Annotated in this window: 23 protein-coding genes and 2 tRNA genes; 11 read left to right on the top strand and 14 right to left on the bottom strand. The window is 45.4% G+C overall.

Annotated features, from left to right (window positions below; genetic code table 11):
* Positions 1-138 precede the first annotated feature (138 nt).
* The 3 genes from DESPCE1_RS0103410 to cdaA form a co-directional block, all read right to left on the bottom strand.
* Positions 139-1743 carry an NAD(P)/FAD-dependent oxidoreductase gene (locus DESPCE1_RS0103410; protein ID WP_019849479.1) on the bottom strand — a complete coding sequence of 535 codons (1605 nt, stop codon included), beginning with the start codon at positions 1741-1743 and terminating at the stop codon, positions 139-141.
* A gap of 95 nt (positions 1744-1838) precedes the next feature.
* Positions 1839-3125 carry a YbbR-like domain-containing protein gene (locus tag DESPCE1_RS0103405; RefSeq protein ID WP_019849478.1) on the bottom strand — a complete coding sequence of 429 codons (1287 nt, stop codon included), beginning with the start codon at positions 3123-3125 and terminating at the stop codon, positions 1839-1841.
* A gap of 2 nt (positions 3126-3127) precedes the next feature.
* Positions 3128-3943, bottom strand: a complete 816-nt coding sequence (gene cdaA, locus DESPCE1_RS0103400) for a diadenylate cyclase CdaA (RefSeq protein WP_014792636.1) — start codon at positions 3941-3943, stop codon at positions 3128-3130.
* A 192-nt stretch (positions 3944-4135) separates the two neighbouring features.
* Between cdaA and DESPCE1_RS0103395 the strand changes: the two genes are divergently transcribed.
* Positions 4136-4459: a nucleotide pyrophosphohydrolase gene (locus DESPCE1_RS0103395; protein WP_014792635.1), complete on the top strand. Its 324-nt coding sequence runs from the start codon at positions 4136-4138 to the stop codon at positions 4457-4459.
* Between the two features lie 48 nt (positions 4460-4507).
* On the opposite strand, the gene DESPCE1_RS0103390 is transcribed toward DESPCE1_RS0103395, so the two are convergent.
* Positions 4508-5656, bottom strand: coding sequence for a DUF362 domain-containing protein (locus DESPCE1_RS0103390; RefSeq protein ID WP_019849477.1), 1149 nt, complete (start codon positions 5654-5656; stop codon positions 4508-4510).
* A gap of 245 nt (positions 5657-5901) precedes the next feature.
* Between DESPCE1_RS0103390 and DESPCE1_RS0103385 the strand changes: the two genes are divergently transcribed.
* The 6 genes from DESPCE1_RS0103385 (at position 5902) to DESPCE1_RS0103360 (ending at position 11456) form a co-directional block, all read left to right on the top strand.
* Entirely contained in the window at positions 5902-6687 is a 786-nt protein-coding gene (locus DESPCE1_RS0103385; RefSeq protein WP_019849476.1) for a CAP domain-containing protein, read from the top strand.
* A 230-nt stretch (positions 6688-6917) separates the two neighbouring features.
* On the top strand, positions 6918-7970 hold the full coding sequence (locus DESPCE1_RS0103380; protein ID WP_014792632.1) for a glycosyltransferase family 1 protein: 1053 nt from the start codon (positions 6918-6920) through the stop codon (positions 7968-7970).
* Positions 7971-8039: 69 nt separating this feature from the next.
* Positions 8040-8693 carry a hypothetical protein gene (locus tag DESPCE1_RS0103375; RefSeq protein WP_014792631.1) on the top strand — a complete coding sequence of 218 codons (654 nt, stop codon included), beginning with the start codon at positions 8040-8042 and terminating at the stop codon, positions 8691-8693.
* 81 nt (positions 8694-8774) lie between these two features.
* Positions 8775-10256, top strand: coding sequence for a hypothetical protein (locus tag DESPCE1_RS0103370; protein ID WP_242835355.1), 1482 nt, complete (start codon positions 8775-8777; stop codon positions 10254-10256).
* Positions 10244-10444: a hypothetical protein gene (locus DESPCE1_RS0103365; RefSeq protein ID WP_014792629.1), complete on the top strand. Its 201-nt coding sequence runs from the start codon at positions 10244-10246 to the stop codon at positions 10442-10444. Before DESPCE1_RS0103370 ends, DESPCE1_RS0103365 begins: the two co-directional genes overlap by 13 nt.
* 1 nt (position 10445) lies before the next feature.
* The gene (locus tag DESPCE1_RS0103360) at positions 10446-11456 is read left to right on the top strand and encodes a glycosyltransferase family 4 protein (RefSeq protein ID WP_019849474.1); all 1011 of its coding nucleotides are present in this window, start codon (positions 10446-10448) and stop codon (positions 11454-11456) included.
* Positions 11457-11567: 111 nt separating this feature from the next.
* Here DESPCE1_RS0103360 and DESPCE1_RS0103355 read toward each other — a convergent pair whose 3' ends face one another.
* From DESPCE1_RS0103355 to DESPCE1_RS0103345, 3 genes are all read right to left on the bottom strand, one after another.
* Positions 11568-12329 (bottom strand): N-acetylmuramoyl-L-alanine amidase family protein, encoded by a 762-nt coding sequence (locus DESPCE1_RS0103355; protein WP_019849473.1) that lies wholly within the window; start codon positions 12327-12329, stop codon positions 11568-11570.
* Between the two features lie 149 nt (positions 12330-12478).
* Complete coding sequence (locus tag DESPCE1_RS0103350) at positions 12479-12790, bottom strand: hypothetical protein (RefSeq protein WP_014792626.1); 312 nt, start codon at positions 12788-12790, stop codon at positions 12479-12481.
* A 312-nt stretch (positions 12791-13102) separates the two neighbouring features.
* Positions 13103-14386: a CapA family protein gene (locus DESPCE1_RS0103345; protein ID WP_019849472.1), complete on the bottom strand. Its 1284-nt coding sequence runs from the start codon at positions 14384-14386 to the stop codon at positions 13103-13105.
* A 245-nt stretch (positions 14387-14631) separates the two neighbouring features.
* On the opposite strand from DESPCE1_RS0103345, the gene DESPCE1_RS0103340 reads away from it, so the two are divergent.
* On the top strand, positions 14632-15012 hold the full coding sequence (locus DESPCE1_RS0103340) for an Rrf2 family transcriptional regulator (RefSeq protein WP_014792624.1): 381 nt from the start codon (positions 14632-14634) through the stop codon (positions 15010-15012).
* Between the two features lie 26 nt (positions 15013-15038).
* Complete coding sequence (locus tag DESPCE1_RS0103335; RefSeq protein WP_019849471.1) at positions 15039-16244, top strand: MFS transporter; 1206 nt, start codon at positions 15039-15041, stop codon at positions 16242-16244.
* A gap of 10 nt (positions 16245-16254) precedes the next feature.
* Here the strand turns inward: DESPCE1_RS0103335 and DESPCE1_RS0103330 are convergent, their stop codons facing one another.
* The 3 genes from DESPCE1_RS0103330 to DESPCE1_RS0103320 all read right to left on the bottom strand — a co-directional run bounded on the left by DESPCE1_RS0103330 (position 16255) and on the right by DESPCE1_RS0103320 (position 18239).
* Positions 16255-16923 carry a hypothetical protein gene (locus tag DESPCE1_RS0103330; protein WP_028305441.1) on the bottom strand — a complete coding sequence of 223 codons (669 nt, stop codon included), beginning with the start codon at positions 16921-16923 and terminating at the stop codon, positions 16255-16257.
* A 206-nt stretch (positions 16924-17129) separates the two neighbouring features.
* Positions 17130-17963, bottom strand: a complete 834-nt coding sequence (locus tag DESPCE1_RS0103325) for a prohibitin family protein (protein WP_019849469.1) — start codon at positions 17961-17963, stop codon at positions 17130-17132.
* 200 nt (positions 17964-18163) lie between these two features.
* Positions 18164-18239 (bottom strand) — tRNA-Thr (locus DESPCE1_RS0103320).
* Positions 18240-18384: 145 nt separating this feature from the next.
* Between DESPCE1_RS0103320 and DESPCE1_RS0103315 the strand changes: the two genes are divergently transcribed.
* Both DESPCE1_RS0103315 and DESPCE1_RS20965 read left to right on the top strand, forming a co-directional pair.
* Positions 18385-19659 carry a [Fe-Fe] hydrogenase large subunit C-terminal domain-containing protein gene (locus tag DESPCE1_RS0103315; RefSeq protein WP_014792620.1) on the top strand — a complete coding sequence of 425 codons (1275 nt, stop codon included), beginning with the start codon at positions 18385-18387 and terminating at the stop codon, positions 19657-19659.
* A gap of 167 nt (positions 19660-19826) precedes the next feature.
* Positions 19827-20291, top strand: coding sequence for a DsrE/DsrF/DrsH-like family protein (locus DESPCE1_RS20965; RefSeq protein WP_033422404.1), 465 nt, complete (start codon positions 19827-19829; stop codon positions 20289-20291).
* Between the two features lie 185 nt (positions 20292-20476).
* Here DESPCE1_RS20965 and DESPCE1_RS23935 read toward each other — a convergent pair whose 3' ends face one another.
* From DESPCE1_RS23935 to DESPCE1_RS0103290, 4 genes are all read right to left on the bottom strand, one after another.
* Positions 20477-20599: a hypothetical protein gene (locus DESPCE1_RS23935; RefSeq protein WP_019849467.1), complete on the bottom strand. Its 123-nt coding sequence runs from the start codon at positions 20597-20599 to the stop codon at positions 20477-20479.
* 314 nt (positions 20600-20913) lie between these two features.
* Positions 20914-21387, bottom strand: coding sequence for an IS200/IS605 family transposase (gene tnpA / locus DESPCE1_RS0103300; RefSeq protein WP_019849466.1), 474 nt, complete (start codon positions 21385-21387; stop codon positions 20914-20916).
* 219 nt (positions 21388-21606) lie between these two features.
* Positions 21607-21681: transfer RNA gene (locus tag DESPCE1_RS0103295), tRNA-Thr, on the bottom strand.
* Positions 21682-22226: 545 nt separating this feature from the next.
* Positions 22227-23585 (bottom strand): aminotransferase class V-fold PLP-dependent enzyme, encoded by a 1359-nt coding sequence (locus DESPCE1_RS0103290; protein WP_019849465.1) that lies wholly within the window; start codon positions 23583-23585, stop codon positions 22227-22229.
* Positions 23586-23685: the final 100 nt, after the last annotated feature.

Genomic DNA, 23685 nt, shown 5'->3' with positions numbered 1-23685 from the left:
ACGCTACTACCTTATGGGCATACTGGATTTCTAAGGCAAAGCATTGCCATCAATATCATCTTATTCCTTAGTAATAGACTCTAAAACACAAATATATCTGATTCTCTTTTGTAATATTTCACAAATAGGAGGTTCATCCTAATCTGCAGGGTTATACTGAGCCATGATTCGTTCGGCGCTGCGGATTCCATCTACGGCGGCGCTCATGATTCCACCGGCGTAACCTGCCCCTTCACCGGCGGGAAAAAGCCCTTGGATATGCAAAGATTCTCCTGTTTTATCCCGAGTGATACGCACCGGAGCACTGGTTCGAGTTTCGATTCCCGTCAAGGTCCCCTTTTCGCCGGCAAAGCCCTGAATCTTCTGGTCAAAGGAAAGTAGGGCTCTGTCCAACACATCACCCACGGCTTGCGGTAAAACAGCGTGGAGTTCAACAGGATGAATGCCCGGAGTATAGCTGGAAGGCAAAAGAAATTCTCCTGAGACCCGCTTTGCTAAGAAGTCTCGGACACTTTGCGCCGGAGCTTTATAATCACGACCACCGGCTAAAAAAGCCTGGTGCTCCCAATACTCTTGAAATTCAACCCCCGCTAAGGGATGCTCCCCTTGAAAGTCCCCTTTTCCTACAGTCACTACCAGGGCGCTGTTGGCTACTCCTGTATCCCGTCGATATTCACTCATGCCATTGGTCACCAACCGTTCCACATCTGAAGCAGCGGCCACCACTTTTCCACCGGGACACATGCAAAAAGCATAGGCCCCTCGACCGGTCGTTGTGTCCTGATACGTCAGCTGATAATCGGCAGGGCCCAGTTTTGGATGGAGTTCCATTCCATATTGGCTGGTGTTAATGAGCTCCTGAGGGTGCTCGACCCGAAGCCCAATGGCGAAAGCCTTCTGTTCCAGATGGACCCCTTGTTCCAGCAGCAGCCGATAGGTATCCCGAGCACTGTGCCCGATAGCCAGGATCATCGCCTCTGCCGGGATCACCTCCGAGTTATTCACCTCAACACCGGTAAGCTTCCCGTTTTGATGACGTAGACCTGTGAGTTTAGCGCGAAAACGCACTTCTCCCCCCATGGACTGGATTTTTTGCCGAAGTCTTTGAGTCACGATTTTCAAGATATCTGTTCCGATATGAGCCTTGGCCAGAAAAAGTATTTCCGCAGGAGCCCCTTGCTCTACAAAGGTCTCCAATACTTCTGTAATACGAGGATCCGCTATGCGGGTGGTTAGTTTTCCATCAGAGAAGGTTCCTGCTCCTCCTTCTCCAAACTGAACATTGCTTTCAATATCCAGCTGACCTTTTTTCCAAAAGTTCTCCACCTTCAAGGTCCGAGTCTCCACATCATCCCCCCGCTCCAGGACCAGTGGCGCATAGCCAGCTTTGGCTAAAGCCAGAGCAGCGAAATATCCTGCGGGTCCAGCCCCAACCACGATGGGACGATGACTTAAGTTTTTCTCAGGCTTTATAAAAGGCTTCGGCATAACCTGGGGTTCAGGTTTGAGACCGGCTACCCGATGCAAGACACGGTCCACTTCTTTATACGGAATCTCCAAGGAAAATCCGAGGGTATAAGAGAAAAATAATTGGGGCTTTTTTCGAGCATCTACTGAGCGGCGCAAAATTCGCAAGTTGGAGATGCTCTGCTGGGGAACTTTAAGCTTACGGGCCATCATCAGAGGAAGTTGTCGTTCATCCTCTTCTACCGGCACCCGTAAATTTGTCCATATGAGGTTCAATGAGTATACCTCCACTTACTTAGTGGTACATCTCTTCTTTATACATTACTGAGTAAACCACTGTCCAAATGCTCTTTGGACGAAGCAATGTTATCCTACACTACCGGCTTGTTTCCAGGGCTACTTGGATTACCCGGATTTTCCGGCTCTTCAGGAGGATCGTCTTTGGCCTTCAGAGTATAGGTAATATCTGGGACAGAAATCATCTCAACACCGGCAGGCAAATGCCAATAAACCTTAGCGGTATGCTCTCCCGCAGTCTTGCCAACCGCATCGATCCAGAGAGAAATCTGCTCTTTAGTTAAGCTATTGAGAATTTCCGGGTAAGCTCTGACCGTCACACTGATCGCAGGAAGCGGTTTCTCAAGAACTAAATCCCCAGGAAGATTCTTAAGTTCAATGGAAAGATCGTAGAGGGTTTTGTCCTGAATAGTACTGCCCATTTCCACAATGACTGAGAAAGTTGTCCTAGATCCATAGCTTAAACCTTCAGGCAAGCTCACTTTATCCGAAGATATCTCATAGGTTCTTGTCTCAGATAGTCCATTGATATCCACAGAACCAATAGTCAATGCATTAAACTGTGCAAGAGCTTCAGGCTCACCATAGACCTGAACTCCATTGGGAACCACCTGAATGGAGCGTACTTCTCTTCCTTCGGCGGGAGTCCCTGTGGTGGTTGCGTTAAGAGGAACTCTTTTGCTTTCCAACTCTTTTGCCACAATGGGGACAATGATATCCACACTGGTGGGGCTTGAGGTGATAGTCTCTACACTGGGATCGGGGCCAAAGATGGCCAATCCGTTTTTGTCACGGAACAAGAGGGGCCGGGAAACTTGCAAGGTTTCATTGGCTCCGGCCACACTGACCTCCACCAAAACCTTATCCACTTCACCTAATAGGCTGCTGGGTCCCCTGACATTGACCTCACTGGGCTTAACGATAGTCTCCCCAGCCTTTTTGCCATTAGCAGGTGTTCCGGAAACCTCCACGGTTACAGGAAGCATTCTTTCTTCTACCGTATCCAATTGCAGGGTAACCACCCGAGGAGAAATCTCGACGATCTTAATATTAGGAATGGGATCAACCTTCACTTCATAGTCATGCTCTCCGGGTTCGCTGCCGCTGAGATCCACATAAGCAAAAAGCTCATTGACATTGATGCTTGGGTTATACCCCTCCGTCTTGACTCTCACCGAGGGCAGTTTGGTCATAATCATAGAGTTGGCGGGTGTATTCTTAGTGATCAAGGAGAGGGTCAAAGTCGGATCCCGATCTAAGGTCTGGCTGTTTCCTTGGCTTGTCACCCAAAGCCAAAAAAGAATAGCCAAGACTAAACTAATGGTTTTATATCCTAAGTTCCGTTGTATCATTTCTTTCATACTTATGACCTCCAAAAGGGCACATAACTCTTGGTCGTGGTATCCACTTGAAGCTCGCGACACAATAATTCCTTCAGGCTTTTTTCATCAAGGAAACGAGTCAATACTCCATCAGTTGCTACTGATATAGCTCCTGTCTCTTCTGAGACAATGATAACCACCGAATCGGAGACTTCTGTAAGGCCTATGGCCGCTCGATGGCGTGTTCCCAGTTCCTTTTGAATGGCATTGCTTTCAGAAAGGGGTAAGAAGCACCCTGCCGCTGCGACACGATCATTGCGAATGATAACTGCCCCATCGTGAAGAGGAGTATTGGGAATGAACACATTAAGCAAGAATTCAGAGGAAACCACACCATCGATTTTGATGCCTGTCTCTACATAGTTTTGAAGGCCTGTGGTCCTCTCCATTGCGATTAATGCCCCAATCCGGTTCTTAGAAAGAACTTGGGTACATCGTACCAGTTCATCAATAACTTGAATCATAGCATCATTGCCTACTGCTTGAGGATGACGCACGAAGAACTTACCACGACCGATTTGCTCCAAGGCCCGACGCAACTCCGGTTGAAAGACAACAGGCAAAGCGATAAAGAACATGGACCAGAGTCGATCCAACAGCCAATTGATGGTGGATAATTTTAAAAACTGAGCAATATTGGATAGAATAAGCAGCACAAGGATTCCTTTAAGAAGCTGAACAGCACGAGTTCCCTTGATCAGCATCAGGAGCTGATAAAGGACAATGGCCACGACCGCAATATCCAGTATTGTCCGCCAATCAAAAGATGATTGTAGTTGTGAAAGCAACTGACTCACGGTCTACCTCCTCTGCTTTTCTCTTTCTCCATACAATTCTGCATAGAGGGGCTGAATCCCTTGCTCGTCTCAGGAATTTATTTTACACTTTAATAGGAATAAATTAAAGGATACTTCATCTTAATAATTTATTAATTTTTTTAACTAAGAACACAATGCTTAATTTCGTAGAACTCTAGGAGGTTTTAAATCATGGAAATTAAAGATTGGCAAAAGCAAGTAGACGACTGGATTACTCAATTCGAGGAAGGGTATTGGCAGCCCTCATCCATGATGCTCCGCCTGACCGAAGAAGTAGGTGAGCTGGCCCGGGAAGTCAACCATCGTTATGGCGAAAAACCGAAAAAGCCCAATGAGCCTGAAGGGGATCTGGCCTTGGAAATGGCCGATATCCTCTTTATTATCATTTCTATGGCCAATTCTCTCAACATCGATTTGGAAGAGGCCTTTGCCCGGATGATGGAAAAATACCGTATTCGTGACAGCAACCGCTGGACACGAAAAGAACAAGAGTAGTGTTCCCCAATGGACAGACAAGTATTTTCCAGGTATTGATTTTCCAAGTTATTTAAATATCCTTTGGGCTAATCCCGGCTTACGAATCTCTACCGCTTGGTGAGGACAAAGTTCTTGACAACAAAAACAGCGAATACAGGCCTCGAGATCGATCTCGGGTCTTTTTTTATCGTTTAATTTCAATGCCTGAGGTGGACAATTCTTCACACAATCTGCACAGCCCACACATTGGTCATGGTGAAACAAAGGCTTAGGGCGAACCTGATTCAGGATAAATTTCCTTGCTTCCGATGGCAAGGGCACTCGGTCAATGAAGTTTATAGACATGGATTTAGGAACGGCAAAACTCTGGATGCGCCATAGAGATCGAGGATCCCCTGTGAGGGCTACTTCCTCAATGCGACTGGCAAACCCCCGCTCTCTGGCAGCCATGATGGTGGGAACTCTTTCTGGCTTTAGGCCGATTAAATGGGTGGCCGCTACATCTAGGGCGAAGGGATTCTCACTCATGAGAAGGGCTCCCACTGCCCGTGGTTGACCTGCCGAGGGACCATCCCCCTCCATCCCCACTATCCCATCCATAATACTGAGAGCGGGTTTAACCCAGGTGGCTATGTCCACGAGAAGATCCGCAAACTGTGTGACCTCCGGCATTTTAAAATGATATTCCGCTTTAAGCAGTCCCGGAATTATACCGAAAAGGTTTTTTACTGCTCCCGTAAAAGTCATCATGGCATGGGTTTTTAATTTTGATAAGGAAATCACCACATCGGCATCGCAGACACTTTTGGTGACTGTTAAGCTTTTAACCAGCTTTCCATCAGGATGGGCAACCACTTCCTGGCCCACATCAAAATTGAGTTCTGCTCCCGTTCGTTCCACTACTTCCTTAAGTCCACAGCGAGCGTATATGCCTTGGAGAGCACCCACCGTATAGGGCCCCCCAGGACTGTCCCCGATGATGGGAATTCCTCCCGCTTCTTGAACCAAACGAACAACAGCCTCCACCACACTGGGATGGGTGGTGACAGCTTCTTCGGGACGTTTTTTCATAAGCAAATTTACTTTAAGGAAGACCTTTTGACCCGGTTTCACAAAAGTCTCCATGCCCCCCAATTCTTGTAATCCGCTTCTTAAGAACTCTTCTACACCGGAAGTGTACTCCGGACAGTATTTTAAGACGACTTTGGAGCCCACTAGCTCACGACCTCTCACTGAGTGTTATTATTTCAAATCTCTAAATCAAGCCCCTTCAAATAGACGAAAATGAATCGTATTAAAGGTATGTCGGGCAACAATTATTATACCTTTTTTGAGCAGTTATGGGAAATTTCCAGCGATATCCGTATCTATCCAAGAATAACCTAACTCCAAGCTCTATAAAAGGTTGGTAAGATGTTCCAAAAGATTTCTAAGGTCGTAACACCATTTGGAGGTATGTTATGAAAAAGGCGAAAAAGCTAGCCATCGGCGTATCCCTAGTCGTTTTGTTGGCAGTGGCTGGGGCTCCTGTTCAAGCTGCGCTTAAGGTGAGCAATTCTTATTCTTCAAGCGGTTCCAATGGTTCCATCATCTCACTGCGTTCCTGCATGCCTTGGACAAACAACACCAGACCCACGACATCGAGTACACCTTCGGCTCCTTCTTATAATGATTCTAACGGCTCTACTCAAAACGGATCTACACCTATGAATACGAATCCCATGAATACTCCGAAAGCTGAAAAGCCTTCTAACCCAACCCCTCCACCGACTCAGCCAGCACAAACCAAACCGGCTCCAACTCAGCCTGCACCGACCAAACCAGCAACTCAGCCAACCACTCCTCCCACTAGTGCTACCACCACAGTCAGCACCCAAGAACAACTTATGATTAACGGGATCAATAAAGAGAGAGCAGACGCTGGTCTCGCTCCTGTGAAGGTGGATCTTCTCTTAGTGGATGTAGCCCGGTTAAAGGCCCAGGATATGAAAACCAACGGCTATTTCAGCCACACTTCTCCCACCTACGGTTCTCCCTTTGACATGCTAAGAAATGCAGGCATTCAATACCGCTCTGCCGGTGAGAATATTGCCCGCAATATGTCAGTAGATGCTGCTATGGCTGCTTTCATGAGCAGTGACGGCCATCGCAAAAACATCTTGAATCCTGCTTATACTCATGTAGGAGTGGGTGTTGTCAGCAGCAGCTCCGGTAATTACTACGTGCAAATCTTCGCTCAGCTGTAAAGAGTGACGAGATCAGAGATAAACTCTGATCAGGGTGAAGTATCTTAATCCGTAACCTAAACCTCTCTTAGAATTAGTTAAGGCGTGACCTCAATGGTTACGCCTTCCTTATTTTTTACATAGTCTATAGCAAGTTAGTTCTGGAACCAAGCAGTTCATCTCCGTGTTCCGAGCTAATAGCCACAGAGTGGGGCAAGAAACCGCTCCCCTGTATCAAAGGAGGTGAAAGAATGCCGACCATTATTTATCCGCGGACTTTGCCTTGGAGTTGGATGGTTCAGCGCCCGCAACAACTTATGCGGGAGCTTTCTTACTTAGGGTATACCATCTTTTATGAAGACCGCGGGGCTTTTCCTCAGCCCCAGGTCAAAAAACTCTGGGATTCCTTCTATCTCTGTCAAGGAATCTCGCCTTTGGCACTGGCTCATCCTCGACCCCGTATTCTTTGGCTGACTTTTCCCCAACATCTCCATCTCATTGATACTTATCGGCCGGATGCGGTGATTTTTGATTGCTCCGATGAAGCCAAGGAGGAGTTCGCTGCCTGGGGGCCCTACATAAAACCTTTACTCACCCAAGCTAAACTGGTTTTTGCTTCCTCCCAGAGCCTTTATGATCAATTGGCACCACAGCATCCTGAGGTAACCCTACTGCGCAACGGGGTAGATTTTTCTCATTTTTGTACACCCCAAAAACGTCCTCTTGATCTACCGACAGGGCAGCCCGTTATTGGCTACAGCGGAGCCATCGCTCCTTGGCTGGATTGGGATCTGATGAAGGAGGTAATTGAAAGTTGTCCCGATTTTCATTTTATTTTTCTCGGTGCTTTGATGATGCTCAAGCGCTTTCCTTTAGAGGGACCCAATATAAGCTATCTCGGCTTAAAATCTTATGACAGCCTTCCCGGTTATCTCCACCGCTTTAATGTCAGTCTCATTCCCTTTAAGCTGACACCTATGACCATAGGCTGTAATCCCATTAAGCTATACGAATATGCTGCAGCCGGTTTACCCACTATAGCTACTCCTTTGCCGGAGCTTATAAGAGCCCAAAAAGTCATTCAGAGCCTTAGTGCCGAGGACTCTGAGCGACATCGGGAAGATTACTGTCCTGGTCTTAACCTAGCTACCACTGCAGAAGCCTTCTCCCAACACATTGAGGAAGCCCTGCTTAAGAGCACCGATCAAGAGGCCTTACAGGCCTTCGCCCTGCAAAACACCTGGCAAAAGCGAGCTGTAGAAATTCATAATAAAATCCTTAAGCAAGGGCTCTACACAGGCTAATCCTGTAACATTTGGGGTAAAACTTGAATAGAATACCCCGAAAATACAAAAAAGGAGGGAAAACAACTCATGGCTGACCTCTATCCATATGACCCCTATCGCGAAAGAGTATGCATAATTGTCGAGAAAGTCTTTTTCAGCTGCCAACAGAGAGAGTGTTTTCCAAACTTCCCAATTGACTTGCCTGATTTCGGCGGCCCGTTCACTTATGTGGACATGACTTTCCAAAATGGGGTCATCCTTCCCGAGAGTATCGTTATTACCCCTATTCCCAGCCGTCCAAATTTTGCCCGGGCTCAATTCACCGTGCGCATCTGCTTCACGGCCACTGTAAGAAATGCTGCCGGGCAGCTCCTCACTGTTGCAGGCTGTCTGCCGGACATCTTCAAGGACATCGTAATTTACTATCCGCCTACCCGTCCTGAGTTCGATTTCAACCTAAGGGTTGAAACTCGCAGCGAGCTCCTGGCTCCAGCCATCATATCTGGGGACGATTTAATCATCACTGTAGGGTCTTTCGTTATTGCGAAGCTAACCGGATTTGTGCAGCTGGCCATTGACGCTTTTGGGTATTGCCCAGAGCCTCCTTTCAGTGAAGAGTTCCCCACCGAAGAGCCTCGCATCGACTTCTTGAATCCAAATCTCACTCCATTCCCAACGGATTTCTTCCCTCCACTACTCCCCAGTCCCGTTCCCGGCCCTGTGTATGTGAATCTCACCTAAGCTTACACTCTTATCAACTGTTCTTAATGTCTGTAAATGCTAGGGCTGTCATTAGGCAGCCCTAGTCCAACATCATAGGAGGTGTGCCTATTGCCTTCATATACTTCCCCATCCCAATCCTGCCTTTTACTTAATGAGGGTACTTCTTACTTATTAGAGATGCGCAGTGATGGATTAACCTTATCTTCTTCCGATAGTCATCCATTGTTTGAGTTAAAGGAATCCATTCTTCTTGCTCAGGGAACTCTTGATGATGCCCAGCAGATTCATCTCGCCTACATAAAAGCTTCCGGTGATTTTTGTTACTCTGTTATCCTTCCTACCGGACATCATCAAACCATGTCCCTGGGTAGACTGGATATTCGGACCCAGCGTTTTGATCGTCTACTCCTCTTTCCCGCGGGTAAGGAAATCCATATCTTCTATGCCAGTTCGCATTATGGACTTCCCGATGTCTGGCGCATCACCCATCTCTTCTGGAACGGTCAGACCTGGAAATCCGCCCTGCTGGGAGAAGTAGTTCATCCTCGCTATCCTTTGTATCATGTGCTCATGGATTCCCGCTCCAATCTTCATGTTCTCATGATGACCTTTCTAGGAAGTCGCTCCGTTTTGCTGGCCAGTATGTTTAATGGGACCTTTTATCTCTGGTCTAAACGTCAGGAGGTCCTTACTATCCCCCGTGAAGTAGTGGACATGACGGCGGTTATTACCCCTCAGGATGAAGGGCATCTTTTCTGGGCAGCCAAACAACCGGCCAGTGATCGCTTTGAAATCGGTCACGGAATCCAAAGTAAATTGAATGACTTTAAGAGTACCTGGCGAATCGATGCCCCACCGGCAACCAATCTTGAAGGCCCCTTGAAGGGGTTGGGAGCTATTGAATCCCAGGGTATTCTCAATCTTTTAGTAAACATTAACCAAGCTGTACTGTTTCAGGTCCAAGAGAGAAGCTGGAAGCCTGTCTTAGCCCATTCCGGTGACTTTTTCTCCCTGCACATCGCTCAGAAAGCTGAAAGAACAACCACCTATACTCATTGGCTGGGCATAGCCGGTCAAGAAGCTCCTTTATTTGCCCAGGAACTGTCCCTGGTCAGGACCGCTTCTCTCAATGGGACTCCTCAGGTTTCTGTTCATCAGGACAATAGCCTGCAAGTTGCTCCCCATGAAAAGAACCTTCCTCAGACCACGACGGATGGAATCGATACTCAAGCTATCTCTGGACAAGGCAACTCTCTAGCTTGTACCGCCCAAGCCCCTCCCCCTACCACCTCTGAGCAGACCAACCCCCAGGAAACATCTAATGATAGCTCCTCTTCTCGCCATTTAAGCCTTATCTTCAGTGATCTGAAAGAGAGTACCACACACATCACCAGTAACCTGGAATACTTAAGTGAAAAAGTGAACTCCCTTCCCGAGGTACTGGAACTCCTCAAGGAGCTTAAAACTAAAAACGATCAGACCCTTAACACTCTACAACAGCTGGAAACTCAAGTCCATCACATACAAACACAAAGAGAAGTGGCTGCAAAGAAAGGATTTTGGCAGCGATGGTTAACATAAACAGCCTAATGAAATACGGGGATGTACTGAAGCAATATCCCCAGTTGAAACCTCTTTTTCGCAGACTGGGTATTCCCGTCTCCGGCTGCGGCATCTATTATTTACTGGACATGACTTTGGAACATCTGGCCCAGCGCTATAATCTGGCTACAGAAACCTTGCTCAAAGCCTTGAAAAGGGGATATTAGTGTGAAAGTTCTTTTTCAAGTCCGTCAGGATTATCGCAAAAACCCAGCGGGAGATACCATTCAGCTTCTAGCTACAGCTCAAGCCTTAAAAAACCTTGGAATACAGGTCTTTTTATCCCTTAATCCTAAGGTCCAGCTTGAAGAATATGACTTGGTTCATATTTTTAATGTCACTCGAGTGGTGGATGCCTCTATGTTTTTTGAAAATGCCAAAAAGCAGAATAAGCCCGTTGTGGTATCCCCCATATATTGGAACATGGCGCCTTACTTAGAAAAAGTAGAAATAAATTCGGCAGCTTTAAAGCAATGGGAATCCTATCAGCCTTGGCGCTGTCAATTGCTGCAGGATTGTGATCTGCTCCTTCCTAACGGCCAAGCGGAAATGGAGCAGATTCAAGGAGACTTCCAGGTCACAACACCTTATAAGGTGATTCCCAATGGGTTTCCTCTTGAGTATCTTGGCATTGACGAAACTTATTTCCGAGAGCAATGCCCGGGACTTCCGGAAGAATTCGTTCTCTCGGTAGCCCGTATTTCATCCCGTAAGAATCAAAAATGGCTGGCCCAATGCTGTCAGGAGCTAGGGCTTACTCTTGTCCTGGCAGGCCCTATTAATGAACCGAAGTATTTTGAGGAAGTACAAGCTTATCCCAATGTGGTTTACCTGGGCACCATACAAGGTCGGTTGCTGGCCTCTGCTTATGCTACAGCCAAGGTTCATGCTATACCCAGTTGGTTCGAGACACCGGGGTTATCCAGCTTAGAGGCGGCAGCCTGCGGTGCTGTGGTCCTTTCCACGGATCAAGGGTGTACCAAGGAGTATTTTCTGGATAAGGCTGTCTATACAGACCCCTTTGAAGAAAAAAGCCTAACTCCTGCCTTAGAAAAGGCCTTGACCTTCTCACCGGAGCCTTTAACGCAACATATTCAGAATCATTATTCTTGGTCCAGAATTGGAGAAATGACCTTGGCGGCCTATAAGCATGTACTGGAGGGCTCCTATTCCAAATAGTCTATGAGGGTAAATCAATATGTATAATAAAGTAAAAAGACGGGACTTAAGCTGTAAAAGTCTCGTCTTTTATGATTTTAAGGAAAAATACTACTCTGGTTTGTTTCCAGCTTATACTTTTCCGGTCCGGATAAAATCCAGTACCTTCTGCCAGGTTCCATAACGATCAGTTCCTGAAATCAGAATGGCCCTCTCCAAGGGTTTAGTGCTTCCACCGACCACATATATTTTCTTAGCCGAATCCAGATACCCTTTGCTTAGAAGATCCAAGTAAAGAATGGGAGCCTGAAGATAATCCGCCAAGTATCCAGCTGCCCTCTCATCCGCTCCCCGACCCACCAAGATTAGATGCTCCACTTTGTCATCTCCTCCTACATTGCTGTTGTGTAGTCCATCGATTTCTCCCTCTAAAGCCATGATCATGTCCTCCCAGGTATAGCCGTAGGCCTTCAGATAATCGATGGGATCCGTATGATTGCTTTCTCGATAGGTAAGGGATATATCTCGATGTGAGAGGACATTGCTTGTTGCCCATCCGTAGCGGACACAGGCGTCAGCCACCAGCCAAAGGGTCCGTTTCCAGACTTCCTGGAATTTTTGGGGCTCATGTTCACGGGGTTCGCTCATTTCCACGGACAGAAAACGATGGTTGGCCGTATACCCGGCATGCCAGGCCACTTCATTTTCTGGAATGGCACGAATGATCTCAGTCCAATCCACAAAATAGTGGGCAGAGGCAGCTCGGTGCTGGCTGTTGAAATAGTTAAATTCATTTTGGGCCGTAGCCCCAGGAGTCGCTGTGGAGTGAATCACGAAGCCCTGGGGCCGCAGAGACTCTTGAGGTCGATTATTGACCAGGATTTGGTCTTTCACTTCGTATCCCGTAATAATCCCTCCATTTCTTGGTATTCTTTTCCTTCTATAGCTCTTAGCACATCCCTTAGCATACTCTCTACTACTTATCTCCTAATTTTCACTGCTTCTTTAATCTATACTCCGTTTATTCTATGATCCAATATGCATTATGGTCCGTTTCTTTGTTTGACATTAAAGTGATGGAAAAAGTCATGGGCGAAATTAGCACCCTTACCGACCACTAAACCAGTGATAATGACCCCCACATACCCATCTTTAGTCTGAATTCCAATTAAGCTTAGGGCATTGATTTGGGTTTCATAGGCAAGAAGAATCCCTATACTCAAGCTAATCAATTCTAAGGTAAGGGGGCGAATTTTATCAGGTAGAAAGGGAATCGCGCTGACAATCGTCTTAAAGAGGTCCACAACCTTCTCTACCACGACAGCTAAAAGCACAACCAAACTTAAGGCATCCATTTCTGACCCCCCTTAAAAACCATAAATATCCCTCCACTCTAACTATATTCGAGCCTTTTCTTTTAGGTTCGTGGGGTTACCTGGAAAATAGTGTCCCATACTGCAGCCTCCATACATCAGTGATGCCGTAAAGAGGCATTGAAGTTGATAGTAATAGAAAAACGGGCCTATCCTAGTAAGATACACCCGTTTTGGCGCCAGCCGAGGCCATGCTTGCCTCTACTGAACCTTAGACAAGGCCTATGAAAATAGCATCGCCGCCTATATTAAAAAATAGTTTGCGACACTCCATATATAATCCGTCTTACTCTTTCAAGGGGTTAGTTGATTTAAACGCTCCTGAGTGGTTTTCAGAACATTTTCAAGGAGGGGCAGATCATTGCCGGTAAAGACTTCCTCTTCATTGTCCTTAATTTTTTCGATGGTTTTTTCTACGGGGATGACGCGGAATTGCTGCCTGCCCCCTTTAGTATAACTGTGGGAGTACGTCGGAATTAGCTCCACTTCCTCCAATACGGTGGTTAGGGATACCACAGTATCGGAGACCCCTTTTGACGCAGTACCTAAAGTCTCTTTTGAAGCAAAGTTTTCCGACTTGCCGGGTTGAATTATTTTTTCAATGTTGAATTTTAACCGAAGAATGACACCGCTGTTGCGCTCCTGACCCCTTTGGTCCCCGATAAAGTTCCCAATGGAATAGGCCACAAATTTCTTTTTACCATCAATACTGAAGTATTCCACCGGCTGAATCACGTGAGGATGGCTTCCTACGATGGCATCTGCACCCGCTGTCAAAAATTCTTGAGCAAGGGTCCGTTGTTCTTCAGTGGGCTTCGTACTGTATTCCACTCCCCAATGAAGTACAAGGATTAGCAAATCTACTTGAGAGCGCAATTGATGGATATCTTGGAGAATCCGCTCTTTTTCCAGCATGTTAATAAAATACTGGTGCTCTGAAGGGAGGCTTAAACCGTTGGTTCCATAAGTATAGGCCAAATAGCCCACCTTAATGCCGCGGATATCCTTAATGAAATAACCAGAATCCTCTGGACCTTTACGAATACCCAAAACATCCAGTCCTGCTTTTTCGAGGACATCTACAGTCCTGACTGCCCCTTGGTATCCTTGATCAAGAATATGATTATTGGCTGTGACCACCCCATCCACTCCGTAGGATTTCAGGTGATCTGCGATGCCATCCGGGCTGTTAAATAGAGGATACCCGGTGTAACCTTTCTCTGGACCAGCCAGGGCTGCCTCCAGATTAGTGGTACAATAATCTCCCTCCTCCATCAAATCTCTTACTGCTCCAAAGAAATTAAAAGCATAGGAGCCATCCGGCTGGCCCCCTGACCAGATCAGGGTGTTGTGCATGAGTATATCCCCTAAAGCGGTTAGGGTAATGGTCTCCTTCTGGGTTATGAGCTCAGATTTCGGTTCGGGTACAGGAATGGGAGCAAACTCATTTTGACCCGTTCGCTCAGTCGATCCAATGGGATTCGATTGATCCTGGCAACCCGTTAGGAATAGAGATAGGAAGATAAGTAAAAAGAGCATCATAGTAAAAGGAGCTTTCGGCGAGGGATATTTTATCATGGGAGCCTCCACATTGAAGTAATTCTTTTTCCTTGTTCACGACTATCTTTGTGAACCGCTTTTCTAGATATTCGCTTCCTATTCTCTTATGTCCTCCTATACTTTGGTCTTCAGCTATTTTTTCAATTCGCCGCGAAGCGTCAGATCCGGAATTCAGGTTTACCTTAGATAGAGAAATCATTGACGTAAATATTACTTAAGGATATCATAGATACATATACTCTATAATTAAGGAGGTCTTTTTAGTGAAGTACTCGAGAGCGACAGATTATGCTCTTCACACAGTCTTGTTTCTTGCCAGGAGTGAATCAGAAAAAAAACTGGGGGTTCAGGAATTAGCTGAAAAGCAAAATGTTTCATCTACCTACTTATCGAAAATACTTAATAAGTTAGTTAAGGAAGGTATGATTCATTCTTCACCAGGAGTCAATGGAGGGTATTCCCTAAGTCCCCGCTGGGAGGAGATCACCTTTTTGGATATTATCCAAGCCATAGAGGGTAAATCCTCTTTGTTTGACTGTTGCTTGAACTCGAACCCTGAATGCTCAATAAAAAAAGTTATGCTTGCAGCGGAAAAGAATATGGAAGAGGAATTACGAAATAAAAAAATATCAGATCTTGTTTAGATACTGATGAAAAAGGGGTTATTTTTATGGCCATTACAATAAAACAACCTATTCAAAAACAGCCTGTTCAATACTCTAAAATCGGCGTGTTATCTCTAGCCCATATGCTCAATGATCTCTACAGCAATTTTCTTCCCCAGATGCTTCCCTTTCTGATTATTTTATATCCCGGCTTCACGGCTACTCAAGCGGCGATTCTCGTATCTTCCTTTACCATTTCTTCCTCTTTGGTTCAACCCTTTATCGGCTATTATCTGGATCGCCGCGGCAAGCGTTGGTTTGTCTATGTAGGAACCCTATGGATGGGCATATTGCTCAGCTTGACAGGGGTTGTTCATGAGAATTATATCCTTCTGGTTACTTTAGCTACTCTGGCCGGCCTTGGTACGGCGGCCTTTCATCCCCAGGCTTCTACCATGGTCAATATTCTCAGCGGAGATTATAAAGCGGTTTTACTTTCCGCGTTCATTGCCTTTGGTAATTTTGGTTTTGCCCTTGGCCCTCTGCTCTTAGTGCCCTTATTTGAAGCCCATGGGTTACAGGGAACCCTCTACATGGTGATTCCCGGCGTGATGGTATCCTTGCTGCTCCTATTCTTTGCTCCCCGAGTCAATGTCTCTCCCGAAAACCCCCCTGAGTTTTCCGCTCTGGTGGTTTCTCTGAAAGCCGCTGCAAAGGAACTAAGCGCTATCGTCGGAGTCATCGCCATACGTTCTTTAGCTTATACAGGAATGCTCACCATGCTACCTTTGTATTTTAAATCCCAGAATTTATCCAATATCGCGGCCAGCCACCTGGTAACCATTATGCTTGCCTCTGGAGCGGTGGGTGGAATTATCGGCGGTTTTGTCTCCGATCGATTTGGCCGGAAGCCTTTAATCGTAGGATCCCTCCTTCTGACTACACCTTTGTTCTTTGCCTTCCTCTACACAGAGGGAACCTTAAGCACTGTCTTCCTGGCCTTAGCAGGGGCTTCTTTGCTCTCGAGCTTTTCTGTGACCGTGGTCGCGGCTCAAGAGGTTATTCCCAATAATAAAGCCATGGCAGCAGGTTTAACTTTAGGCTTCGCCGGAGGAATCGGGGGCCTTGCGGTGGTTCTGATCGGCCGCATCGCCGATCTTTGGGGGCTTCAAGCGGCTATTTCCACCCTCTTTGTCCTGCCCCTTGTCGCCGGTCTGATGGCGCTATTTATGAAAAGCCGTCCTGCGGCACGGGTGCAGCGGAGTGCTTAGACATTAAATTTTAAAAATAAGATTGGCGATGAATATTACTCTTCTGCTTCTCCAGTGATTTTTCATAAACCCATTTTTGGAGCCCGCCTGTTGATGAAATGGCAAGTTCGGCAAACTCATCAGCCTTTTTATAATCTTGTTCTCTATAGGCTGCTTCTGCTTCAAGTGCATATTGTAGATGTTTATGCTTAATCTGGGCTTTATAAGTCTCGAATTCCTCAAATTTCCCGTTAAGTAAAGCAATTAAAGCCAGGTTATAATACCGAATATTTCTGTCTTTAATCTCTTGAGCGGTTGCTTCGGCTTCTCTCAGGAGATTTTTTTCTATTTGCACTGTGGCCGTGAGAGCGATTTTAGCTTGCTTGTAGAAAGAGCTGAGCCTTGCCAATTGGATCTCTGCTTCTTGATAATCTTTTTCTATTAGTGAAAGCAATAGGGCATAGTAGGGATGTTTCCTCTTCCGCTGAACATATTTGTCCACTATATTTATGTTCTTCGTATAGATAGCAATGTAGAGATAGAATGCCACACCACAAATCACCAAAATTACGTAGAGATACAGTAACAACGGTATCAAATTGATTTCTAATCCGAAATAATCTTCCGAGATAGCTATCACTACCCCAAGTACTATTCCCAGCAAAATAAAAGATGAATAGTATACTACTCTCCTATTCATTTATTAAACCCACTTTCAGTTAATTGTCTCCCAACTTAACTAGCATGTATAATCTTGACTAATAAACTGCTTTTAATCCCTGCTCCCGAAAAACCCTTTCCTATCGACTTTAGCCATAGAAAAAAGCCTGCACCCTTGCAGGCTTGAAGATCATAAAGGGTCGATGGCAGGGCTCGAAGGTTGCAAGTCTTTGATTGAAACTTTTATTAACCGTTATTGACGTCAATAAAAGGGACTGCACCACCGGTAACATTGGGAAGTTTACCATCCCATTTTTCAATGGCTTTAATCTTGGCTTCAATTTCCCTTAGTTTTACAAGTTCAGGAGTAACTTCTTGCTTTTGGAGTCGTAGAGATTCTGCTTCAGCTTTTGCCTGCTCTACTTTTTGCTTGGCCTCGATTTCAATTCTTTGCAGATCAAGATTAGCTTTTAAAGCTTGCTGCTCAGCAATTTGTTTTTGTTCAATCGCGTTATTGAATTCCTGACTAAATTTGAATTCAGTTATATTGATTTCGTCTAGAACCGCATAGTAAGTTGCTAATTTTGTAGAGAGAGTCTCTTTGATCTTGGCACTAACTTCTGAACGTTTGGAGATCAGCTCTTCAGCAGTATATTGGGCTGTGATTGCTTTGACTGCTTCACCGATGGCTGGATCGACAATTCGTTCTCCATAAGATAATCCGACGTTTTGATAGAGCTTATTCACTTGATTAGGGTCAAGGTGAAAGTTAACCGCAACGGTTGTCGTGACAATTTGCAGGTCTTTTGAAGCGGCTGTTTGCTCGGATTGGGATTTTTGGACACGCACCTCTACAGGGATTACGTCTTGAACGAAGGGAATCTTAAAATGTAATCCTTCTGTCAAGACGACAGGGCGAACAGCCCCTAATTGCAGAACAATACCTCTTTGGCCTGCATTCACGATGACAAAGGCGTCCAGTGCCAGGATAACAAGAAATACAATCACAATGCCAAAGGCAATGAAGTTTTTGCCCATTTTCATTTTAGGAACCATATTGACAACTTTTTCAGAATCCAATTCATATCCTCCCTTTTAATTTAATTGTGATACAGAAGCTTCTCCTTAACTATACCTTATGACAATAATAAAAATCTATCTTTTCTTGCTCAGCAAGAGGGAAATTATAACAAAAGACCATTTCTCAAAACCAATAATTCAGCCTGCATCAAGCAGAATTCATAGGCTTTAAGAAATGGTCTTAATCATTTTTAAAAAAATGGAGCCGATGGCAGGACTCGAACCTGTAACCTGCTGATTACAAATCAGCTGCTCTACCAATTGAGCTACATCGGCTTGTCTTGCGACAAAATCTATAATAGCATAAGGCAAAAACTTTTTCAACACCAAAATAAACAAAAAAACAAAAGATAATAATCTCAGATGATTTCCCAAAGCAGGTTAGGGGCATACTAATTTTGCTTAAAAGGGAGGGCACATGATGAGCAATCTAACCTATGAAGAAATATTCGGCCGTCTGGTCAAAGCCTCTTATCAGGGAAAGCTCCAGGAGGAAATCGATTCCCTGGAATCTTCCGGAGATGAGCATACCAAGCAGTATGTCCAATATGCTTTAGGTAAAGGTGATCCGGATAAGGTCGTCTTTCAGATTAAATCCTGCAATAGAGGGTGTTCTGAAGAGGATCATAATTGCGAAGCCTCCTGTCTCTTTAATGCAGTAGTCCGGGATATGGAAGGTAATGTGATCATTCAGGACCGGAACTGCACCCATTGCGGAGAATGCATCGAGACCTGCTCTTTAGACAGTTTAGTGGATAAAAAGGAGTTTATTCCTCTGGTGGAAATCCTCCAGTCTAAGGAGATCCCTGTCTTTGCTATGGTAGCTCCGGCGATTATCGGGCAATTTGGTGGTGATGTGGCCATGGGGCAACTTCGTGCTGCTCTGAAGCATCTCGGCTTTTATGGGATGATTGAGGTAGCACTTTTTGCTGATGTTCTGAGCTTAAAGGAAGCCTTGGAATTTGACAAGCACGTTCAAACGGATAAGGATTTTGTCCTTACCAGTTGTTGCTGCCCAATCTGGGTAGGGATGGTAAAAAGGGTCTATGATACCCTGGTTCCTCATATCTCTCCCTCGGTATCCCCTATGGTAGCCTGTGGGAGGAGTATTAAACGCCTGCATCCCGATGCCAAAACGGTCTTTATCGGTCCTTGCATTGCCAAAAAAGCTGAAGCCAAGGAACCGGACATTCGAGACGCGGTGGATGCTGTGTTGACTTTTCACGAGCTTAAGCAAATTTTTGAGGCCACGGATATTGATCCCTCAGAGATGGAGGATATACCCAGTGAACACTCCTCCACCAGCGGTAGGATCTATGCCCGCACTGGCGGAGTCTCCAAATCTATCTCCGATACATTAAACCGTATTCGGCCGGATAAGCCGGTGAAGATTAAATCCATTCAAGCTAATGGAGTTAAAGAATGCAAGGCCCTCCTCAATGATATTATGAACAACGAGATTAAGGCAAACTTCTATGAGGGCATGGGCTGCCCCGGCGGCTGTGTGGGAGGACCCAAGGCTATACTGAATGCAGAGAAGGGCACTGAGTTTGTAAACAAGTACGGAGCAGAGGCAGACGCCCATACTCCCGCGGATAATCAGCATGTACTGGAACTGCTTAAGCAATTAGGTATAGATAGTGTAGAGGAGCTTTTAGGAGGAGAGTCCGCGGCAATTTTCCAACGGGATTTCTAAATTAATTTCAGATGGGGGCTGATACCATGGATACCCAACAGCAGGCGACGATTAAACAAGCCTCGGTAATTGAGTTAAAACCGAATACAACAAACATACACTCTGAGAAAGACATATGCCCGGAGAAAAATATAAGTCCGGGAAAGCAAACTACAAAGAATAAGAAGATGACCCTGCTCATGTTCAGCGGTGAGTATGATAAAGCCTTGGCAGGTTTGATTCTGGCTAATTCAGGGCGGGAGATGGGTATGGATGTGACTATGTTTTTTGCCTTTTGGGGGCTTTGTCTAGTACGAGATCCTGAAAAAATGACGCTGGAAGACAAATCCCTCTATGAGCAGATGTTTGGCATGGTTACTCCTAAGGGAATCGAGGATTTGCCTCTTTCACGCATGAACATGGCCGGCTTAGGAAAGGCTATGCTCAAAGAAATGATGGAAGATGAGGATACGCCACCCCTTACCGCGTTTCTCAATGGGGCAAGAAAAAAAGGGGTGCAATTCTATGGTTGTAAGCTCTCTGTGGACATAATGGGCTTTAAAAAGGAGGAATTGCTCCCGGAAGTGCAAATTATAACCGCTGCGGATTTTCTACAAGAGGCGATGGAGTCTCAAATACAGTTATTTATATAGAGTTATTGTTTACCAGGTTTAGGGTCATCAAGTATTTTAAAGGCTGAGAAAATTCCTCAGCCTTCGTTTTTTATGTAACTTAAGCAAAAAGCTGCTGACTATACAATGTCAACAGCCTCTGTATGCCCTGGCGTCATCCGACAGGATCGTGGTTCTGTTTAGCTTTCTTGCCTTAATGAACTGCCTTAAATAACAAGAGCAGTGAGCAGAAGGGTCCCCAGGCCCACTTCGCCGTATCCATTATAGCCCCCTACGGAGTATTGATATCCCGTATATCCGCCACTCCGAAAAAGTCGATTTCTATACATAGATCAAACCTCCTATAACATATCATCCGTTAAAAATGAGTATACAATAAGATATGCTTGATAAAAGAAATCTGAGACAAGTTTGGAGCTAAGCATTTATTTTTTGCACAAAAGAGGTTACCACATTTGAAAAAGGTATTTTATCCTATTCAAAAATCGATGGCCATTTAAAGCCTAAAACCAATCATGACCACCCGCTCAGCGGGTGGTTTGCTCTAGCCCTATAAGGGCAGGGTACAGGCTGAGCCTTAAGGCTCACTGAAAGTTCCGCCAACCGCACTCTGCCCCGTGCTACCCCTAAAGGGGTTGGGGGGCTATTTTTTCTTCTTCTCTATAGCCTCCCCTGTAAATGGATCTACAAATTCCTTGATACTTAGTTGATCTGCTGCAATGTCCTCCTGCAACTGCTTTCGGATATACTGTTCTATCGCTTTTTTATTTCTCCCTACTGTGTCAACGTAATAGCCTCTGCACCAGAAATGCCGGTTACCATACTTATACTTTAAATTGGCATGTCGATCGAAAATCATCAATGAGCTCTTCCCTTTCAGGTATCCCATAAATGCCGATACACTTAATTTCGGAGGGATCGACACCAGCATATGGATGTGATCCGCACAGGCATTGGCTTCGATGATTTCTACTTTCTTATAATCGCACAATGTTCTTATTATCTTTCCTATATCCTTTTTGATTTTTCCATAAATGATTTGTCTTCGATATTTTGGGGCAAATACGATATGATATTTACAGTTCCATCGAGTATGTGCTAAACTTTCTGTATCCATTGGGATATCTACCTCCTCTTTGTCTAGTGCGGTTGGCGAAACCTGCACTATTCTATCAAAGGGGGGTAGGTTTTTCTACTCATAGCTAAAGCTTTCTGGAACCACCTGCATAGCAGGTGGTTTTCGTTTATACAAAAAATCGTTGCAACGCGGTTGCAACGGAAGCACTACCGCTAAAAAAAAGAAATCCCGCAACCTCTTGCAGGATAAGGATTCCATTGGAGCCGATGGTCGGAATCGAACCGACGACCTGCTCATTACGAGTGAGCTGCTCTACCTCTGAGCCACATCGGCACTTTTTAACGAATGTAATTCTACCTGATTTCTTTCTTTAAGTCAACAGGAACAACTTGTTCCTTGGGTTATTTATTCTCAGTTATACCCACTGGAAGTGAATTAATTGAGAAAATTCGTATATTTTAGTGTCTATATTTGTTGAAAACATTGACTTTACGCATGTCCCGTGTTACTTTTTTGTAAGAGTCAGGAAAATAAAGCAATCAAGTTCATAAAAAACGCGGTCGCTTTGTCTTCTAGACTTGCGCAATAAAGAATCCCCAGACGTGGGGATTCTTTTCTTTTTCACAAGAGCCATGAAGTCCTTGCTGAAACCAAAAAACCCCTGAGAATCTTGTCAGAGGCTGCTACTCAATCGGACCGCCAAAGGGCTCAAAAAAAATAAGACCCTGCCAGTTATGACAGGGGAAGAAAAAATATATCTTCAAAGGAGGCTAAAAGGAAAAGGTATGGTTATATAATAACCAATAAAAGTGAGCAATGTGTTGCGAGAGTGTGAACGATTTGTGAAAACTTATAGAAAGTTATTGAAGATATATGGATCAATTCCCTGTTCTCAGGGACCGAAAGATCCTCGGACGAGAGCTGACAATCCTCCCCAGGACATCAAGAAAGGAGTCGATTTCTGCTTTGGTGTTGTAGAGGGCTAAACTTGCTCTGACCATCCCAGGGTGAGGCAAGGAGGGATTAGCCATGTGGTATTCCATCTCTTGCCTGGAGATATGCAAAAGCCGCTGTACGTAAGGTTGAGCACAAAAACAGCCATTGCGCACAGAGATTCCTCCTTCCTTAGCCAAGTACTCTGCTACATCTTCGTGAAATAAACCTTCCACATTAAAGGAGATCACCCCAATTCGCTGGGAAAGTTGCTGCTGATTAAGAGGTATTCCCCCATAAAAAGTTATTCCCTCCATCCAGCGCAATTGCTCATAGGCATATCCTAGTAAACCTTCTTCATGCTGTAATACTTTTTTCATACCTATTGCACTCAGTGTCCGTACAGCGGCGACAAGTGCTACTACCCCCATAAGATTGGGAGTCCCGGCCTCTTCCTTACCTGGAGCATCATACCAGAGGACACGATCTGGTGTTACCATCCGAGCCGTCCCCCCGCCCTGATAATCCGGAGCCCCCTGTTCGAAAAAGGCACGGGGACCAATTAATACCCCGGTACCGAAAGGGGCATACATCTTGTGGGCTGAGAAAGCCAAGAAATCAATATGCTCTATGGAGTGGGATGGGCGCATATCTACAGGAGCATGAGGAACCAGTTGTGCTCCATCCACACAAATTTTCGCCCCATAGCGGTGGGAAAGCTCAGCAATCTTATGAATTGGGTTCCGATGGCCTGTAACGTTGGAAGCACCTGTGACCGTCACGAGTTTGACTGCACCTTGGTAGAGCTCCAGCTTAGCCCTGAGGTCGTCCATGCGCAGGCGCCCCTGTTCATCAATCTCTATGTAGTCCAGATGGAATTTTTCCCGCCAGGGAAGAAGATTGGAATGATGCTCCATCCAGGTGGTCAAGATGACCTCTTTTTTGTTTTTATTCCACAAATGATTAGCCAGTTTATTAATTGCTTCTGTAGTGTTTTTTACAAAGATAACCACATCCGTCCGGGAGTCTCCTCCAACAAACTTGAGAACCTCGGTCCTGGCCTGCTCATAAATTTGGGAAGACACAACGGATTTATACCCTGCTCCCCGATGAACAGAGCCATATAAAGGGGCAAAACGGTTGATCTCCTCAAGGACAGAAAGAAACGGCGGGGTCGTAGCCCCATTATCAAAGTTTATCCCGGGGACTGAGCCTCCTGCAGCTAAAGGAACTCGGGTATCTAGCCCGAGGAAAAGATGACCGTAATTCGTAGGTTGTGTCCATGGGAAAAAGCGAAAGTTCATCCTTTAACCTCCTATATCATCGATTATGTTGCTGCATTTCTATCACTTTGCATTATATGAACAATGCAATAATGTGGTCATTGTCCATTCCTGGAAGGAT

This window comes from Desulfitobacterium sp. PCE1 (assembly GCF_000384015.1).
Taxonomy (GTDB): Bacteria; Bacillota; Desulfitobacteriia; order Desulfitobacteriales; family Desulfitobacteriaceae; genus Desulfitobacterium; species Desulfitobacterium dehalogenans.
Note: the sequence above shows the minus strand (reverse complement) of the source record. Positions and strands in the feature narration are given on the sequence as shown.

What these genes read in the sequence shown, in the direction of transcription:
- DESPCE1_RS0103405 (WP_019849478.1), bottom strand. Translation starts at nt 3,125, where the DNA reads ATGAAAGAAATGATACAACGGAACTTAGGATATAAAACCATTAGTTTA.
- DESPCE1_RS0103395 (WP_014792635.1), top strand. Translation starts at nt 4,136, where the DNA reads ATGGAAATTAAAGATTGGCAAAAGCAAGTAGACGACTGGATTACTCAA.
- DESPCE1_RS0103385 (WP_019849476.1), top strand. Translation starts at nt 5,902, where the DNA reads ATGAAAAAGGCGAAAAAGCTAGCCATCGGCGTATCCCTAGTCGTTTTG.
- DESPCE1_RS0103380 (WP_014792632.1), top strand. Translation starts at nt 6,918, where the DNA reads ATGCCGACCATTATTTATCCGCGGACTTTGCCTTGGAGTTGGATGGTT.
- DESPCE1_RS0103375 (WP_014792631.1), top strand. Translation starts at nt 8,040, where the DNA reads ATGGCTGACCTCTATCCATATGACCCCTATCGCGAAAGAGTATGCATA.
- DESPCE1_RS0103365 (WP_014792629.1), top strand. Translation starts at nt 10,244, where the DNA reads ATGGTTAACATAAACAGCCTAATGAAATACGGGGATGTACTGAAGCAA.
- DESPCE1_RS0103350 (WP_014792626.1), bottom strand. Translation starts at nt 12,790, where the DNA reads ATGGATGCCTTAAGTTTGGTTGTGCTTTTAGCTGTCGTGGTAGAGAAG.
- DESPCE1_RS0103345 (WP_019849472.1), bottom strand. Translation starts at nt 14,386, where the DNA reads ATGATAAAATATCCCTCGCCGAAAGCTCCTTTTACTATGATGCTCTTT.
- DESPCE1_RS0103335 (WP_019849471.1), top strand. Translation starts at nt 15,039, where the DNA reads ATGGCCATTACAATAAAACAACCTATTCAAAAACAGCCTGTTCAATAC.
- DESPCE1_RS0103330 (WP_028305441.1), bottom strand. Translation starts at nt 16,923, where the DNA reads ATGAATAGGAGAGTAGTATACTATTCATCTTTTATTTTGCTGGGAATA.
- DESPCE1_RS0103315 (WP_014792620.1), top strand. Translation starts at nt 18,385, where the DNA reads ATGAGCAATCTAACCTATGAAGAAATATTCGGCCGTCTGGTCAAAGCC.
- DESPCE1_RS20965 (WP_033422404.1), top strand. Translation starts at nt 19,827, where the DNA reads ATGACCCTGCTCATGTTCAGCGGTGAGTATGATAAAGCCTTGGCAGGT.
- DESPCE1_RS23935 (WP_019849467.1), bottom strand. Translation starts at nt 20,599, where the DNA reads ATGTATAGAAATCGACTTTTTCGGAGTGGCGGATATACGGGATATCAA.
- tnpA (WP_019849466.1), bottom strand. Translation starts at nt 21,387, where the DNA reads ATGGATACAGAAAGTTTAGCACATACTCGATGGAACTGTAAATATCAT.
- DESPCE1_RS0103290 (WP_019849465.1), bottom strand. Translation starts at nt 23,585, where the DNA reads ATGAACTTTCGCTTTTTCCCATGGACACAACCTACGAATTACGGTCAT.